Origin of the sequence: Pedobacter immunditicola (genome assembly GCF_037482985.1) — a bacterium.
GTDB classification, from domain to species: domain Bacteria; phylum Bacteroidota; class Bacteroidia; order Sphingobacteriales; family Sphingobacteriaceae; genus Pedobacter; species Pedobacter immunditicola.
The window spans coordinates 351,481-367,844 of record NZ_JBBHKC010000005.1 but is presented as its reverse complement, the minus strand read 5'-3'; the positions used below and the strand labels follow the sequence as shown (position 1 = coordinate 367,844).

Sequence of the window (16,364 nt, the reverse complement as noted above, 5' to 3'; positions counted from 1 at the left end):
AATAAACCAATTAAGTGATGTTATTCAGGTTTATTGTCAGTTGCTGACTTTATTTGTTTGTCTTCCACTGGCTTTGGTCCTCTCTTATAGATCACCAATCCATTTAAAAAATTCCTCAGAATCTGATCACCGCAAGGTTTAAAATTAGGGTGATCATCACTACGGAAGAACGCTCCAAGTTCACTTTTAGTAATCTTAAAATTAACCAGTTCCATAATTTTAATGATATCATCATTATTTAACTGGAGCGCAACGCGCAATTTTTTAAATATATCGTTATTGCTCATAATTAAAGTGCTACCTCAATTTTTACTTTTTTATTTTTGATCTTTTCATTGGCTAATGCAGAAAGCACCTTACCAACCATTTTACGTTTTACAGCGACATAAGAACTTTGATCCTTAATTTCTATTAACCCAACATCCTCTTTCTGTAACCCGCCTTTTTTAAGCAAAAGTCCTACCACATCAATTTTGTTAACTTTATCTTTTTTACCCGCAGCGATGTACAAGGTTTGCCACTGACTATCTTTAGGTAAGGCATACCTTCCATCAAGTTTTTCAATTTCCATATCATCACGCAGGAAAGGATATTTTTCCTCATCCGTCAATAATAAGTAGGCAGTGCCCTTGGCATTCATACGAGCAGTCCTGCCGTTACGGTGGACAAAAGCATCAGCTGTATAAGGCAGCTGGTAATGAATGATGCATTCTATCTCCGGAATATCCAAACCACGGGAAGCAAGATCAGTGGTAATCAGCATTTTTATACTGCCATTTCTAAATTTCAATAATGCACGTTCACGTTCATCCTGCTCCATCCCACCGTGAAAAATATCATGAGCAAGGTCTTTATCAATCAGGAGGTCGCTGATGCGGTCTACAGTTTCTCTGTGGTTGCAAAAGATCAGGGTGGTTTTATCACCAATTTTACAAATAAGGTTAAACAAGGTAACCAGTTTATCTTCAGCCTGCGTCTGCACTTTTTTCAATTTCAGATCCGGCACAGACTTACTATCTTTTAGAAAATTAATTTCTACGGCATTCTTCACGCCTGTAAATGCAGGCAGTTCTTCCATAGCGGTAGCAGAAGTTAGGAAACGTTGTTTTAGGGAAAGCAAATGACTGATGATGAAGGCCATATCTTCCTGGAAACCAAACTCAAGCGCTTTATCGAATTCATCGAGTACTAAGGTTTTAATGCCTGACTCGTCAAAATTCTGATGTCTTAGGTGATAAGCAATTCGTCCTGGTGTACCCACTAGCACTGCCGGAGGTTCTTCGAAGTTATTACGTTCAGTTTTAACGGCATGTCCGCCATAACAGCAATTAACTTTATAGCCAGTAGACATTTGTTTAAATACCTGTTCAATCTGAAGGGCAAGTTCACGAGAGGGCACCATGATTAGTGCCTGAACACCTTTTGCCGCAGCATCAAGCTGCATAAATATGGGCAATAAAAAAGCCAGTGTTTTACCTGAACCTGTGGGGGCGAGTAACAACACATCACTTCCTTTCTTGGCTGCGGCAATCGCTGCTATCTGCATCTCATTTAAGGAAGCTATTTTTAAATTACCCAATATCTTTTCTACCGTCATGAGGCAAAGATAAGGTAATTAAGCCATTTCAGTTTTAGAAAAAATTTAGGATTAAAACCTAAAATATTTCTTCTTAAATCTTCTAACCTGACGGTGCATGGTACTTTCCAGTTTCATCAGCATTAAGCCCCGAGTGTTCATCCAATTTACTACCCTGTGGTTGGCCTTTTTGACTGGCATATAAACCTTTTCATCCAAGACATCCAGGTATTTGGCATTAGATCTGCTTTGTTGCAGTAAGTAAAATTCGTTCAATAATTCCGCCTTCATCGCCTTAAATTTCTTTTAGTGAATTTATAATAACAACTTCATCATACAACAAAAACCTATTTATATTGTTCTAATAAATATATCATTATTATTTTAAATGGAGAGACACACCTACCAGACCGGCATTATCGGCAACTGCGCATACCTAGCTCACATCAATAAAAACACGAATGTAGACTGGCTTTGCTGGCCACGATTTGACAGTTCCTTTGTCTTCGGTAGTTTACTTGGAACAGAAACCGGCGGCGAGTTTTCTATCCGCCCGCATGGCACCTATGAATCCAAACAATACTACCTGGAAAACACTAATATTTTATGTACTGAGATCAGCAATACTGAGGGCACTTACAGGATTACCGATTACGCGCCAAGGTTCAGACAATATGAACGTTATTACAAGCCGTTGATGCTGATCCGGAAAATTGAAGTACTTGAGGGCAACCCACGCATCAAAGTAAAATGCAGGCCTGTATATGATTATGGCGAGCGTACCTTCCATAGCAGCCGCGGAAGTAATCATATTTTATTTGAAAGTGGTGAAGAGAACATGCAGCTCAGCACCAATATTTCATTAAGTTACCTGGAAGACGAGCGGTATTTTGCCCTCAACGAGCCCAAATACCTGATCCTGACTTTCGGTTACCGACTTGAAGCCACCATAGAACAAACAGCAGAACAATTTTTGAGCAATACCAAACAATACTGGCGAACCTGGATTAAACATTCCACTATTGCAGGCTTTTACCAACCATTGGTGATCCGCTCCGCATTGGCATTGAAAATACATCAGTACGAAGATACCGGTGCGATAATTGCCGCTAGTACAACCAGTTTGCCTGAATCCCCGGGAAGTACGCGTAATTGGGATTATCGCTTCTGCTGGATGCGGGACACTTATTATGTCATTACCGCACTGAACCACATCGGTCATTTTGAGGAAATGGAAAAGTATTTTACTTATATCACAGATATTTCTTTTCGTGACGACACCCGGTATCAACCTTTATTTGGTATAGCGGGAGAAAGAGTTTTAACGGAGCGCATCCTCGAGCACGTAGAAGGCTATATGGGCGAACAACCGGTAAGGGTTGGCAACCAGGCATTTGAACATATTCAAAATGACATTTACGGGCAAGTGCTGGTCTCCATGCTACCTTTGTATAATGACAGCCGCTTTGTGTATGCTGAAAGACAGGATTCAGGAAAGTGGCTGAACTTCCTGCTATTGAAAATTGAACGTACCATCGATGAAAAGGACGCGGGCATCTGGGAGTTCCGGAACATTGCCAATATACATTGCTATACCAATCTGTTCCAGTGGGCAGGGGCTAAAGCGGCACTAAAAATGGCTAAAACCATAGGTGACTCTGGCTTTGAAGAGCGTGCGCAGATCCTGATCGACAAAGCTGCAGCACATATCGAAGCTTGTTATGATCCGGTTCGCAAGGTATATAACCATGCGGTGGGCAGTGAACACCTTGATGCCAGCACGCTGCAGCTTATTCTGATGAACTACCTTGATCCGAATTCTCAGCGGGCAAAAGATCACCTGATTGCCTTAGAAAAGGAATTAAAAGCTAAAAACGGTCTTTTTTACCGCTATAAACACAGCGATGATTTTGGAAAGCCAAAAACGACTTTCTTAATCTGTGCTTTTTGGTACGTGGAAGCGCTGGCTTGCGTAGGGAGGACCGATGACGCTATCCGTGAATTTGAATCCCTGATACAATATGGCAACCACCTGCAATTGTTTAGTGAAGATATCGATGAAAATGATGGCAGCCAGTGGGGGAATTTCCCCCAAGCTTATAGCCATGTGGGTTTAATGAATGCTGCGCATCGAATTGCTATTAAACTGGACAGGCCAATATTTCTGTAACGTCATGCTGCAATTAATTACCAATGACAATGTTTGATGAGCATTGTCATTGGTCGCATTGGCCTTTACTTAATTTAACTGCACCAACTCCTTTAACACCAGCCGCACTTCTTTTGGATTTCTAACAAAGTATTTTGCAGCAGAGATATTGCTTCCTACTTTAATGGTATAAGCAGATTCAGGCAATGCCTTAAAAATATCCTCATCGGTATGATCATCGCCAAGTGCAAGAATGAAATCAGCATCCTTATCGTAAAGCCAATTTTGGGCAGCCTTGCCTTTATTTACTTCAATATTTTTAATTTCAAGCACCTTATTACCCGGCATCAGCTGCAAACCTTTGTCAGCAACAATTAACCTTAAGTGATTAATAATTTCATTCACCCTCAACTCACCAAGCCCCTGCTCCACTCTACGGTAATGCCAAACCAAAGAATAGCTTTTATCTTCAATAAAAGAACCGGGTGTGCGATCAGTATATCTTTCAAGCACAGTCCTCACTTCTTGCTTCCATTGATCTGTCAGTAAAGGTAAGCTTCGCCATTCTCCATCAAGGTACTTTTGCCAGGCACCGTGTTCAGCAATCATCCCGACTTTTAAATGACCGAACCATTGATCCAGCGTTTCATGTTTCCTGCCACTGATCAGCACCACATGATTATCAGGATCACTGGTTAACTTATTCAGCAGCTCATATAATTCAGGATCAGGGGAAGCCTTGTCGATGACACTGTTAAAGCCAACCAAAGTGCCATCATAATCAAGAAAAATATAGCGGTCATTACTCACAAGGTAATCTTCAGCCATCTTTTCCCTCACTATATCAGAGGCGTGTTTGGCTAGCAGCGACTGCTGCATCTCTTTTACCTCCATCAATTTGGCGATAAAGTTTTTAACCCAAAGGTGTATGTTGTATTTTCTCACCACCTCCCGCATGCTGCTCATCCTGGCTTTCTGCTCTTCCAATGACATTTCTTTAGCCATAACAATGGCACGCATCACATCACCAACGTTATTGGGGTTAACCAATAGTGCATCATTCAACTCTTTAGAGGCACCAGCCATTTCACTTAAAATCAATACACCGGTATTATCAGTTCTTGAAGCCACATACTCCTTACTGACCAGGTTCATACCATCGCGCATCGGAGTAACCAGGCATACATCTGCTGCACAATATAAAGCAGATAAAAATTCAACCGAAAAAGACCTGTAAAAATAATGTATGGGCAGCCAGTCCATCGTTCTGAAACGGGCATTGATATTACCCACCATCTGGTCAATATGATCCCGCAACTCTTTATATTGAGGCACCGTGTCTCTTGATGGAACTACAACCATGTACAAGGCAACTTGCCCGATATTTTCAGGATGGGTCTGCAATAGCAATTCATAAGCCTGCAATCGCTGTATAATGCCCTTGCTGTAATCCAGCCGGTCTATTGAAAGTATAAATAGCTCATTATTTCTATCTTTCTTAAAAGATTCTACATGCGCTTTAACCGCTTTTCGGTTACTTAACTGCTCAAACTTGACATCGTCGATGCCCATTGGAAAAGCTTCCACAACAATTTGCCGCTCATTATAGGTAATGATGTTATTCGATGATTTTGCCGCAGTAAGCCTGGTTGTTGTGCTTAGAAAGTGTCTTACATCATCAAAAGTATGGAAACCGACAAGGTCGGCGCCTATGACTCCATTAATGATCTCTTCGCGCCAAGGAATCAGCCTGAAAATCTCATAGGAAGGAAAAGGAATGTGTTGAAAAAAGCCGATGGTCACAAAAGGCTGTATTTCCCTTATTAAGCCCGGCAAAAGTAATAACTGGTAGTCATGCACCCATACCGTATCACCTTCTAACAGGTTTTCTTCCACAATATCCCTGAACTTAGCATTAACACGCTTATAAAAATCCCAATATTCCTGTTCATAATGTGCATAAGTAACCAGGTAATGAAATACAGGCCAAAGAACTTCGTTAGAAAAACCTTCATAGTATAAATTGATTTCCTCCTGCGTTAAAAATACAGGAATCAAATTCAAGTGAGCTAATTGCTGCTTTACTTCATCCTGCCGCTCCGGTGGCACTTCAATTCCGGGCCATCCGATCCAGACATTGTTTCCCTCTTTATATACAGATCCTAACCCTGTAGCAAGGCCTCCCTCACTCGGACTTAGGACATATTTCCCATCTCTTTCTGTAATTTTTACGGGTAAACGGTTTGATACTATTATAGTTTTATTGATCATCATATCGACTTAAACAACTCCCTATTCACAATTTTGTTTTTTCAGAAAGTTGATCTTTTTTGCAACATATTGATTTATAACAATTAAAGTGAAAAAAAAATCAACATTTACCAAATTATCCAGTTAAATTTAATGAACTAAATCTTAATCCCTAACTTAAAACAACATAGTATGACCTGGAGAAAATTTAGCGGGGAGGTTGTTCACTCCTCACTTGTAGAAGAAATTGAAAAAGCCATCATTCAGGAAACTGAGAAAGGCTATCGTTTAAAGGTTTGCATCGGTACAGATTCCCAGGTAAAAGGCGCAATAACAGATTTTGCAACTGTGATTGTTTTAGTAAGGGAGCATCATGGCGGATTTATGTATATCCACCAAGAGAAGACCAGTCAACAGATGAGCATCAAGGAAAGAATGCTGCTGGAGGTTCAAAAGTCTATAGAGACCGCCTACTCGATTTGTGATTTGCTTGATTTATATGATGTTGATCTTGAAGTCCACGCAGACATCAACACCAACCCCATGTTTAAATCAAACAAAGCACTAAACGAGGCGATGGGTTACATTCTAAGTATGGGATTTATTTTCAAAGCCAAGCCTGAGGCTTTTGCCAGCTCCACTTGTGCAGATAAAATGGTTCATTAACGAAGGTGCTTTTTCTATATTAAAACGCATAGACGGCAGCTAAAGAGAATTGTGATGCATTAGCTGTAGGGGATAGATCGGATTTCAGAAATAAGTCCTCTCCCCTGTTATCAAACCTGAACTCAGGAATCAGGGTGAGCCCCCCTGTTTTCAAATTCCCTGATAAGGTAACAGACTTAAAACTTTCACCGGCTACAGTGCCTACAGCCTTGGTTTTGAAATACTCACCCCGCAGGCCCAAGGCAAAACCTTTGGTAAAGGCGTTCTGCAGGTAAACAGCCGCACCGCTATAACCGCCATTATCGTCAGCTAAACTGTAGTCGGCTGCATTTAAACCCAGTTTAACCTTTTCAGAAACCTGGTAAGCAGTAGTCAAGTCAAACAAAGCACCGTCACTTACAGCCCCCTGATTTTTCCCGGTTAAAACATTGAAGTAAGCAGACCAGCCCTCCACAGGGAAAAGACCTAACTGTGCACCAAAATGTGAGATACCATTGAGGTCCTTATATACATTCCAGTCATCAAACATACCCAGCATCAGGCTTACTTTGGAAGAAAAGGTATAAGTACCTTTAATTCCCGCATTTTGGAAAGGGCCTGCCGAGAACAGATAAGAAGTAGAGTAATTGAAATTCCCTACGGGCGAAATCACCTCATAACCAACAAACGTCCCCATAAAACCTGCAGTCATGGTAAACTTATCTGTGAACGCATAAGCAATAGCAAGGTTTTGCAGATTGAAGGTGTTGTTACTATTGGCATCAGTACCATCACCATTAAGCAAACTCTGGGATTGTCCCCGGGGCCCGAAAGATACCTCACCGACAAAAGAGGCTTTGCCGGTTGTTTTCTTTAAGGCAATATCAATCATGCCCAGCGATAGAGAATTATGATCATTCGCAAAGCTTGTCCCAATGTTTGGCTGCTTTTGAAAATCATATTTGTAATAGGTGTCCACCGAGCCCGAAATCTGTAAGGGAGTATTTTCAGGTTCCTGAGCATAGGAAGTCTTAACAAGGGCCATTGTAGAAAGCAACAGCAAAGCTTTGGTTTTCATAGGAAGAGGGTTAAAAGGTTTAAAACATAGGTTTTACATTATTCTGGTGGTCTCATCAGTTATTTTATAGTGGCGGTTTCGCGGTCATATTCCAATCCGGTTTCCAAAACCACTAAAGTTCCCTGGTAGTATTTTTCGTTGTGTTGACTTGCATCTAATCCTGCTTCCTCTTCCTCAGAGGTTACACGGATAGGCTGTATAAGGTTAATTACTTTAAAAACAAGGTAGGCCATCGCAAAACTGAACAAGACCACGATCACGGCGCCTTTTAGCTGGGTAATAAAGAAATCCGGGTTTCCGTAAAATAGGCCGTCGGCACCGGCAGCATTTACAGTTTTTGTGGCAAATACACCGGTTAGCAACATCCCTACAATACCGCCGACACCGTGACAAGGGAATACATCCAAGGTATCATCAAGGCTTGTTTTTGATTTCCATACCACCACAAGGTTAGATACAACTGCCGCAGCGCCACCAATAAATATGGCAGAGGGGATAGAAACAAAACCAGCACCTGGCGTTATGGCCACCAAACCGACTACAGCACCAATGCAAAACCCTAATACAGACGGTTTTTTACCACGGAGCACATCAAAAAACATCCAGGAAAGGCCGGCAGCACCTGCAGCAATATTAGTGGTGGCGAAGGCAGAAACCGCCAAACTGTTAGCACCTAAGGCAGAGCCAGCATTAAAACCAAACCATCCGAACCATAGTAAACCTGTACCTATTAAAACATAGGGAATATTTGCAGGAGGTATTTCCTTATGATCCTCATGCACCTTTCTGCGTTTCAGCACTAAAGCACCAGCAAGAGCAGCCATACCGGCAGAAATATGTACCACTGTGCCCCCGGCAAAATCAAGCACACCCATTTTAAACAAAAATCCGTCAGGATGCCAGGTCCAGTGAGCTAAAGGGGAGTAAATAAAAATAGCGAACAAGACAATAAATAAGATATAAGAGGTAAAACGAATCCGCTCTGCAACAGCGCCGACTACAAGCCCGGGCGTAATAATAGCAAACATCAATTGGAACAACGCAAACAACGTTAATGGAATAGTTGGTGCACCTGCCCATGGATTACCAGAGTTGACATGCTGAAAAAAGGCAAAAGTTGAAGGACTACCGATAATTCCATTGATACTTTCTCCAAAAGCTAGGCTAAAGCCAACAGTTACCCATAGAACAGTGATGATGCCAGCAGCAACCACACTTTTTATCATTGTTGATAAAACATTTTTGCGATGCACCATGCCACCGTAAAAAAAAGCAAGCCCTGGGGTCATTAAAAACACCAGGGCAGTAGCAGCAAGCATCCAAGCAATATCAGCTGCATTGTACTCACCTTTATCAAAATTAGGTGAAAGCGGAATAAATAGCGCCACAATGGCCACAATTGTCAGAATTGCGAATGGCGCATACTGTTTTAGAGGGATAGTCTTCATTTTGTTGATTTTTAAAGGTTAATATCTTTATGATTTGATTCTTTTTATAAAACTAGGAATAAAAAATCAACGTTTTCCAATTTATTTTCAAATAATTTTACTATTTCATCTTTAATTTCAATCAAAAGTGAATTATTTATATGCAATAAATTGAAAACAATAAAAAATATAGAATTATTATAGACATTTCTTAGCTAAATCACTAAAATAGATGGAATACCACAGATCATCCTCAAATTTGTATCTTTATCTCATGAAAGCTTACCATTTGACTTTTAGTCAGCAGTTACCTGTATCATTGAAAGAAGCCTGGGATTTTTTTTCCTCCCCATTGAACCTCGCCAAGATTACGCCGGCCGAAATGGCATTCACAGTCACTTCAGGACTCAAGGAACATCAAAAGATGTATCCGGGAATGATCATCACCTATAAGATAACGCCTTTGCTGGGCATTAAACTGAACTGGATGACAGAAATCACCCAGGTAAAAGAAGAAGTGTATTTTATTGATGAGCAGCGATTTGGCCCCTATAAGTTCTGGCACCACCAGCATCATTTTAGCGTAATAGCGGGCGGCGTGCAGATGGATGATATCCTGACCTACGGACTACCCTTTGGAATTTTCGGGCAGACCGCAAACGCCCTGTTTGTTGAAAACAAGCTCGAGGAGATTTTTTCTTTCAGGAAACAGAAAGTGACGGAAATTTTCGGAGAAATAAATAGATAAGCTAGAAATGCACTACAAGGCGTACGCAGAACCCTGCACAACACCCCTGCGTTCAATTTCCTTATCAATATAAGTCTGAATGGCTGATTTATTAAGCCCCCAGTTTGGTGCAATCAATAAATCCCAGTCAGAAATACCAAATAAACGCTGAATAACGATATCAGGACGCAATAAAGGAATCAATTTACATAATAGATCCGTATATTCTTCCAGAGAGAACAGTTTGAATGGCTCTTTCTTATATTTTGCCCCCATTATAGATCCCTCTACGATATGGAGGTGATGAAATTTCACAAACTTAATTTGCGGAAAACGGTTAATCTCATGAATATACCCCAGCATCATTTCTTCCGTTTCCCATGGAAAACCAAAAATGGTATGAACACAAAGGTCAAGCTTTGAATTTTCCAGCAGCTGTACCGCTGCAACAAACTCCCCATGACTACAGCCACGGTTAATTTTTTCCAGCGTCTCATCATAGATAGATTCCATACCCATCTCCAGGTCCACATCAAAACGATCAGCATAGCTTTCCAGTAAGGCAACCTTTTCTGCATCAATGCAGTCAGGGCGCGTGCCGACAGAAAAGCCCACTACATCCTGCGGATTGATAGAAAGCGCTTCATCATACATCATCTTCAGATAATGTACGGGTGCATAAGTATTGGTATTGGGCTGGAAATAAACAATGAATTTATCTGCCTTATAAAAGTTTTTACCACGTACCATACCCTGCTCCAACTGTTCGCGGATGGTGGGTAATTTACGGGAAAGCTCAGGCGTAAAGGAATCCACGTTACAATAGGTACAACCTCCGTAACCTTTGCTTCCATCACGGTTTGGGCAGGTAAAACCACCGTCCACAATAACTTTGAATACCCTTTGCCCTGCATACTTTTCTTTAAGATGCGTTCCGTAATTATTATATCCCTTTATCCCTAAATCTAATGGCGTTCCCAATGGCTTTTCTTTTTTGCAAAATTACACAAAAAAATCCAACCCTGACGGCTGCAACATTTCAATGCTTATTCTTCAGGAGTTTATTACCATTATTAATTGTGTTTAAGAACTAGCAGGCAAGGTTTATAGTTATTTTTAAGCTACAAGCTGATGATGGTTACCGGTAAAAAATCTCTAAACAATGATTCATTAGCTTAGAAAATGCTTATTTTTAAAAACTAAAACCGATTATTATGGACAAAACAAACCGAAGAAAATTTATTGGAACTGCCGCATTAATGGCTGCAGGAACCGCTGCAACCGCAGCAATATCGACAATACCGGCAATTCAATCGGGAAACAAATATCCTGTCGTACATCATGTGTTTTTCTGGATGAAAAACCCGGGATCTAAGGCAGATCGTGATCAACTGGTGGCAGGCGTAAAAACATTAAATAAAATCGAAACGATTAAAGCGCTGCATGTAGGTATAGTTGCAGATACAGAAAAACGTGATGTTGTAGACCACAGCTGGGGTGTTTCGGAGTTGATGTTTTTCGAAAACCTGGAAGGACAGGCCGCTTATCAAACACACCCTATCCACCTGGAGTTCATTAAAAACTGCAGTCACCTCTGGGAAAAAGTGGTTGTATATGACATTGCAGAAGCTTAATATAATCTTCTTTCATCGTTGAGCACATCAATAGCACATTCATAACAATCAAAAAGCGTGGAGTACTCCTCAATTTTGTAAGACGCGACAAGGCCGGCTTTTTGATTTTTTCTGCCATCCCTCGCCCTGCGGCTAACCTGATTAATCAGCTGGCGACCAGTTTCATAATCTGCAAGCTCAATTGCCGCTTCTGCCCGCCATAACAATACATCAGGATAACGGATTACATAGAAATGCCCGACATCCGCTTCCTCATCAACATACTGTATAGCGAATACAATTTCAGGGTTGTTTTCATTTTCAGGAAGAAAGACATCGGCAAAGTCGGCCATTAAACTATAGCCACCTTTGTGGATTACCTCATCTGCAGCCTTAATCGCTTCCGTCCATTTCTTCTGATAAATGTAAGTCTTAGCTAAATAAGCCCAGGCAGCAAAACGACCGGGCATACCGGGCTGGCGAGAACCACTATCTGGCAAGGAGGTTGCGGCAGCTTTGAAATCTGCCTCTATTTGTGACCATGATTGTCTAACCTGGCTTTGTTCCATAAAAGTCGTCACATCAGCAATTCTTTGTAGTTCAAAGCTGAAATGACCTCGTAAAAACCGCAGTTCAGCCATTTGCAGTCTAGCTAAATCATCCTCATCAACTTTAAATCTGTTCATTAACCGGATGGCATCATTTACATGGCCAATCCCCTCCAAACAGGCCAGCTTTTTTTGCCCTATAGCTATTTGACTGTTTAAAACATGGAAAGTATCCTTATCCCTGTAAGTATCGCTTGAGTTTAATTCTACAAAGTTCCAGTTTGCAGCTGGAGAAGTCAAGCTGTGGTAAGCCAGGCTTATGGAGTTTTCTATCCCCATTTTTTGAAACTGTGGATCTATTGCGAGTGGATCAGTATTAGAGGAAGGAATAAAAGTTCGCTGACAGCCCGCCACACAAAGAACAAGCGATATCACAAGGCAGGTTATGACTCTTAAATTCATGGGAATCAACTAAAGCGTTAATGAGGTATCATTAATTTACGAAGGAGTTTTTACAATAACAAAAACCAAGTTTAGTAAAAGAAAAATAAATGTGAAATAATTTTACACGCAGACTTTTAAAGTCTAGTGATAAAATTCAAACCATCGCACAATGTGATGAAAACTAACTATCCGGGGCAATAACTTTAATCCTGATATTTCCACCTGGGGCTTATCTATAAATTTCTTTATTCCATTAGCGGTAGGCAATTCGATCACCCCAATTTTCTTATAAATTAGGGTGGTGTCAACCAGCAGAAAATCTACTGCAGTAGCCTTCTTCGAATCAAAAATTGTTTTGTCTATCAATTCTATTTTCAGATAATCTGTCAGGACTTTTCCTTCTTCAAACTCGTAAGTCTTTTCTTTAATTGTTAAGGATGTGATGATGTTTAAATCCTTTTCTAATAGGCTAATATCTTTTGAACTGCCTGTCGTAATTTTTGGAACATATACCTTTTCCCAGCCAGTACTTTCTAAGACTTTTTTATTGTCATAATCAATCGAGTTGCCTCTCCCCTCCAATTGCTGGTTTGAAACTGTATCAATTGGTAAAGTATGAAAGACCAACTTCCAACAGCCATCGCCATCAAGATAAGTACAAACCCAGGAGCTGATTTTACTTCCATGAGCCTCATTTAGTTAAGTTTACCCGGTTATTATAAAACGGGACATACTTTGTTCCATCAAAAACAAAGGGAACATATTCAAGACTACTATCCGTATCTGGGACCGCCATGGTAATTAAAAGTATAGGTTTACTATGCTGGTATAAAGGAAGCGGTAAAATATCCCAAAAGGAATATTCATCAGTCTGCTTATAAAGTAAATTCAACTTATTTCCGTTTAGTTCCGTAAGGTAAGACACATTCCCTGACTGCTCCTGGAAAGAAAAAATGGAGTAGAGATTTTGACTTCCTTTCACTTGCACATGTTTTGGTACCCAATGGTAAATGGATTTAATATTTAGTTCCTTTTTAAGCCTGGCCGTAAGTAAAGTATCGGCAATATATTCGGAAGAAAGACTGCGCCTTGACTCTTTTGTCGGACTTGTACAATAATATGGCTCATTATCAATTTTAACTTGTTTTCCAGCTTTAAATACCGCAATAAAGTAGTTCTCCATAGTCGGCTCATAGTACTCCACTCGTGTCAGATTAACGCCGGAAATTCTTTTATGTAAATGACTGAAGACATCCAGGGTATCCAACAGGTTAGTATCGAAATACTGCCTGGCAATTGACATGGGCAACCTCCTTCTTACAGTTTCATCATCTTGGTAAGTGATGGAATCAGTCAGTGCTGTAACTTTATCCCAATCAAATTCTACACCTTGCTTCACATTCAGGGCAACATAAAATTCTGCAGTTTCAGGAAAATAATCAATGGAATTGATATAGATCTCCCTTCCTGAACCTTCCGTTGAATCTGCTAAATTATTGGGAGCTTGCCTGGCACAAGAATTTATTAGCAACAGCAAAATTATTGATAAGCTTGCAATTCTCATAACCAGTGATTAATACTTGACATAAGGTAATATTAACGAAACAAAAGTTCATTCTGTGTCAATTACTCCGCATAAGAAAAAGATCCGTGGATATTTTTTTACTAGAGAATAAATTTTTCAATCTGAGAGAAGTGGACTTTAAAATCGGGACATTTATTTAGAATAACATTGTACTTGTAGTCAACAATACAAATAATTTTAAAACCGCATCTTTTCAAATTCAAATGCTGATCTGCAATCAGCTGGTAATTATCAGAAGAATAGGTTCTATAAACAGATTCATCAGTAAGGTAAATTATTCTATACACTAATCCCTCCTTTTTTTCTTTTAAAAAACGACAAAAGTATGGTGGTATTATCTTGCCGAAACCCTGAACTTTTTAGGACAAAATTCAGCGCACGAACTAAAAAGCACGGGAAATCACTGCTATATCGGCTTTCAACTTGAAGATTATGCTTTTAAAATGGGCATAGTATTTATAAATTCGACTTTTAAATACCGGGTGATCAAAGCATCAACAGAAAAAATGTGCAAGTTCGTGCCTCAGCAGATCAAGATTTTTTGAATTGTTTAAAGAACAAAAATCATTAAAGACTTACCTTTAATGATTACCTTATCAATTTAACACTTAACAGTACCTATGAATCATAAGTTTAGAAAGGCCGAGAATACGGATGTCACCTCCATATGGACTATACTGCAACACGCTATACTTCGAAGAAAGGAAGATGGCAGCGATCAATGGCAGGATGGCTACCCCAATGTTGATGTGGTACAAAAAGATATTGACCGTGGTGCCGGATTTGTATTAGTCGACGGTGATGCGATCATAGGTTATTGCGCAGTATTTACAAATGATGAACCTGCATACGCGAACATTGAAGGCAAATGGTTAACAAACGATGATTTTGTTGCCATTCATCGGGTAGCCATTTCAAACAAATATCTGGGAAAAGGCTTCGCCAAAAAAATCATGACCAGTGTCGAAGATTACGCCATTAGTAACCGCATCTTCAGCATCAAAGCAGATACAAACTTCGACAATATTGCGATGATGAAGATTTTTGAAAAGCTGGGCTATATTTATTGTGGGGAGGTTTATTTTAGAAATAGCCCGAGAAGGGCATATGAAAAAGTGCTGGCAACTAACAACACACCGAATGATTGATTCGATGCGTTGTTGTATGATCATTTGTTCTAGAAAGGCTCTATTGCTTCAATGAAGCCATATCAATTACAAACCTATATTTTACATCGCTTTTCAACATGCGTTCATATGCGGTATTATTAATCGGTTGTCAATTGTTTTAACTCGTTTTCATTGAATTCATAATCTGCCGCCCACCTATTTTCTTGTAAGTGTGCCAACTTGGTCGTCCCCGGAATAGGAACAACAAATGGCTTCTGAGCCAACAGCCAGGCTAAAGCTACCTGTGCCACGGAGAGGCCACGGTGATCCCCGAACTCTTTTAGTATTTCTATCAAAGGCCAGTTGGCTATTATGCCTCAGGTTGATAACGTGGCAAAGAGCCCCGGTTATCTTCGCATACTTTAATTACATCGTTCTCCGGACTTCTGGTCATTAGGGAATATTCGCTTTGTAATGCGGTGAGTGGTTGCACGGCATGAGCCTTACGAATGTTCTCAGCACCAGCCTCACTCATTCCGAAATGCTTTACTTTGCCTTCTTTAATCAGGTCTTTTACCGTTCCGGCTACCTCTTCTATCGGTATATTGGGATCTACTCTATGTTGATACAACAAATCGATGTAATCCGTGCGCAAGCTCTTTAAAGAATGTTCCACCACCTTTCTTATTCTTTCTGGGCTGCTGTCAAGGCCAAGGCTTGGTTTACCTTCTTTAAACCCGAACTTGGTTGCAACAACAATATTTTTTCTAAAAGGTTGCAATGCCTCCCCCACTAACTCTTCATTGAATAGGGGGCCATAGGCTTCGGCAGTATCAAAAAAAGTGACACCCAAATCAGGGGCTTTTCTAATCAAAGCGATCATTGCTTTTTTGTCGGGAACAAAACTCCTGTGGTAGCTCATTCCCATACAGCCCAGGCCGAGGCTAGATATCTCTAAACTGTGCACTCCCGAACCGAATCTTCTGGTTTTGGAATTTGCGGACAAGTTTTTGCTTTGCGTACTTGTTGTATTGTTGCATCCAATCGCACTAAATGCTGAAGTAGCCAGCAGGGCAGAGCCAAGGACGGCTCCTGATTTCAAAAAGGCTCTTCTATTGTTGTTTTACAAATGTTCCATGTCTAACGTTTGCTTATTCAAAGCTAAGTATAGATTTCACTTCTAAGAAACCGTTCATGCCTAATCGGTGATTTT

The 16,364-nt window shown here is 40.3% G+C and carries 17 protein-coding genes; 5 read left to right on the top strand and 12 right to left on the bottom strand.

Annotated elements, in window-relative coordinates; all coding sequences use genetic code 11:
* Positions 1-20 precede the first annotated feature (20 nt).
* Genes WG905_RS11105 through WG905_RS11095 form a run of 3 tightly spaced genes read right to left on the bottom strand, consistent with a single transcriptional unit; the run spans position 21 to position 1,867 of the window.
* The gene (locus WG905_RS11105; protein WP_339591782.1) at positions 21-287 is read right to left on the bottom strand and encodes a DUF1456 family protein; all 267 of its coding nucleotides are present in this window, start codon (positions 285-287) and stop codon (positions 21-23) included.
* Positions 288-289: 2 nt separating this feature from the next.
* Positions 290-1,597: a DEAD/DEAH box helicase gene (locus WG905_RS11100; RefSeq protein WP_339591781.1), complete on the bottom strand. Its 1,308-nt coding sequence runs from the start codon at positions 1,595-1,597 to the stop codon at positions 290-292.
* 51 nt (positions 1,598-1,648) lie between these two features.
* Positions 1,649-1,867 (bottom strand): hypothetical protein, encoded by a 219-nt coding sequence (locus WG905_RS11095; protein WP_339591780.1) that lies wholly within the window; start codon positions 1,865-1,867, stop codon positions 1,649-1,651.
* Between the two features lie 97 nt (positions 1,868-1,964).
* Here WG905_RS11095 and WG905_RS11090 point away from each other — a divergent pair, with 97 nt between their 5' ends.
* Complete coding sequence (locus WG905_RS11090; protein ID WP_339591779.1) at positions 1,965-3,746, top strand: glycoside hydrolase family 15 protein; 1,782 nt, start codon at positions 1,965-1,967, stop codon at positions 3,744-3,746.
* 69 nt (positions 3,747-3,815) lie between these two features.
* Here WG905_RS11090 and WG905_RS11085 read toward each other — a convergent pair whose 3' ends face one another.
* Entirely contained in the window at positions 3,816-5,999 is a 2,184-nt protein-coding gene (locus WG905_RS11085; RefSeq protein WP_339591778.1) for a bifunctional alpha,alpha-trehalose-phosphate synthase (UDP-forming)/trehalose-phosphatase, read from the bottom strand.
* Positions 6,000-6,167: 168 nt separating this feature from the next.
* Here WG905_RS11085 and WG905_RS11080 point away from each other — a divergent pair, with 168 nt between their 5' ends.
* On the top strand, positions 6,168-6,641 hold the full coding sequence (locus WG905_RS11080) for a ribonuclease H-like YkuK family protein (RefSeq protein ID WP_339591777.1): 474 nt from the start codon (positions 6,168-6,170) through the stop codon (positions 6,639-6,641).
* Positions 6,642-6,660: 19 nt separating this feature from the next.
* Here the strand turns inward: WG905_RS11080 and WG905_RS11075 are convergent, their stop codons facing one another.
* Complete coding sequence (locus WG905_RS11075) at positions 6,661-7,698, bottom strand: outer membrane beta-barrel protein (RefSeq protein WP_339591776.1); 1,038 nt, start codon at positions 7,696-7,698, stop codon at positions 6,661-6,663.
* Positions 7,699-7,757: 59 nt separating this feature from the next.
* A complete protein-coding gene (locus WG905_RS11070; protein ID WP_339591775.1) occupies positions 7,758-9,146 on the bottom strand; it encodes an ammonium transporter in 1,389 nt (462 codons plus the stop codon).
* Positions 9,147-9,399: 253 nt separating this feature from the next.
* Here WG905_RS11070 and WG905_RS11065 point away from each other — a divergent pair, with 253 nt between their 5' ends.
* The gene (locus WG905_RS11065; RefSeq protein ID WP_339591774.1) at positions 9,400-9,873 is read left to right on the top strand and encodes an SRPBCC family protein; all 474 of its coding nucleotides are present in this window, start codon (positions 9,400-9,402) and stop codon (positions 9,871-9,873) included.
* 12 nt (positions 9,874-9,885) lie between these two features.
* On the opposite strand, the gene mnmL is transcribed toward WG905_RS11065, so the two are convergent.
* The gene (gene mnmL / locus WG905_RS11060; protein ID WP_339591773.1) at positions 9,886-10,833 is read right to left on the bottom strand and encodes a tRNA modification radical SAM protein MnmL/YtqA; all 948 of its coding nucleotides are present in this window, start codon (positions 10,831-10,833) and stop codon (positions 9,886-9,888) included.
* A 233-nt stretch (positions 10,834-11,066) separates the two neighbouring features.
* On the opposite strand from mnmL, the gene WG905_RS11055 reads away from it, so the two are divergent.
* Positions 11,067-11,486, top strand: a complete 420-nt coding sequence (locus WG905_RS11055) for a Dabb family protein (protein WP_339591772.1) — start codon at positions 11,067-11,069, stop codon at positions 11,484-11,486.
* Here the strand turns inward: WG905_RS11055 and WG905_RS11050 are convergent.
* The 3 genes from WG905_RS11050 to WG905_RS11040 all read right to left on the bottom strand — a co-directional run bounded on the left by WG905_RS11050 (position 11,483) and on the right by WG905_RS11040 (position 14,021).
* Positions 11,483-12,475 carry a RagB/SusD family nutrient uptake outer membrane protein gene (locus WG905_RS11050; RefSeq protein ID WP_339591771.1) on the bottom strand — a complete coding sequence of 331 codons (993 nt, stop codon included), beginning with the start codon at positions 12,473-12,475 and terminating at the stop codon, positions 11,483-11,485. The genes WG905_RS11055 and WG905_RS11050 overlap by 4 nt on opposite strands.
* Positions 12,476-12,598: 123 nt before the next feature.
* A complete protein-coding gene (locus WG905_RS11045; protein ID WP_339591770.1) occupies positions 12,599-13,039 on the bottom strand; it encodes a hypothetical protein in 441 nt (146 codons plus the stop codon).
* 109 nt (positions 13,040-13,148) lie between these two features.
* The gene (locus WG905_RS11040) at positions 13,149-14,021 is read right to left on the bottom strand and encodes a hypothetical protein (protein ID WP_339591769.1); all 873 of its coding nucleotides are present in this window, start codon (positions 14,019-14,021) and stop codon (positions 13,149-13,151) included.
* 641 nt (positions 14,022-14,662) lie between these two features.
* Between WG905_RS11040 and WG905_RS11035 the strand changes: the two genes are divergently transcribed.
* On the top strand, positions 14,663-15,190 hold the full coding sequence (locus WG905_RS11035; RefSeq protein WP_339591768.1) for a GNAT family N-acetyltransferase: 528 nt from the start codon (positions 14,663-14,665) through the stop codon (positions 15,188-15,190).
* Between the two features lie 119 nt (positions 15,191-15,309).
* On the opposite strand, the gene WG905_RS11030 is transcribed toward WG905_RS11035, so the two are convergent.
* Positions 15,310-15,462, bottom strand: coding sequence for an aldo/keto reductase (locus WG905_RS11030; RefSeq protein WP_339591840.1), 153 nt, complete (start codon positions 15,460-15,462; stop codon positions 15,310-15,312).
* A gap of 59 nt (positions 15,463-15,521) precedes the next feature.
* Complete coding sequence (locus WG905_RS11025) at positions 15,522-16,253, bottom strand: aldo/keto reductase (RefSeq protein ID WP_339591767.1); 732 nt, start codon at positions 16,251-16,253, stop codon at positions 15,522-15,524.
* Positions 16,254-16,364 lie beyond the last annotated feature (111 nt).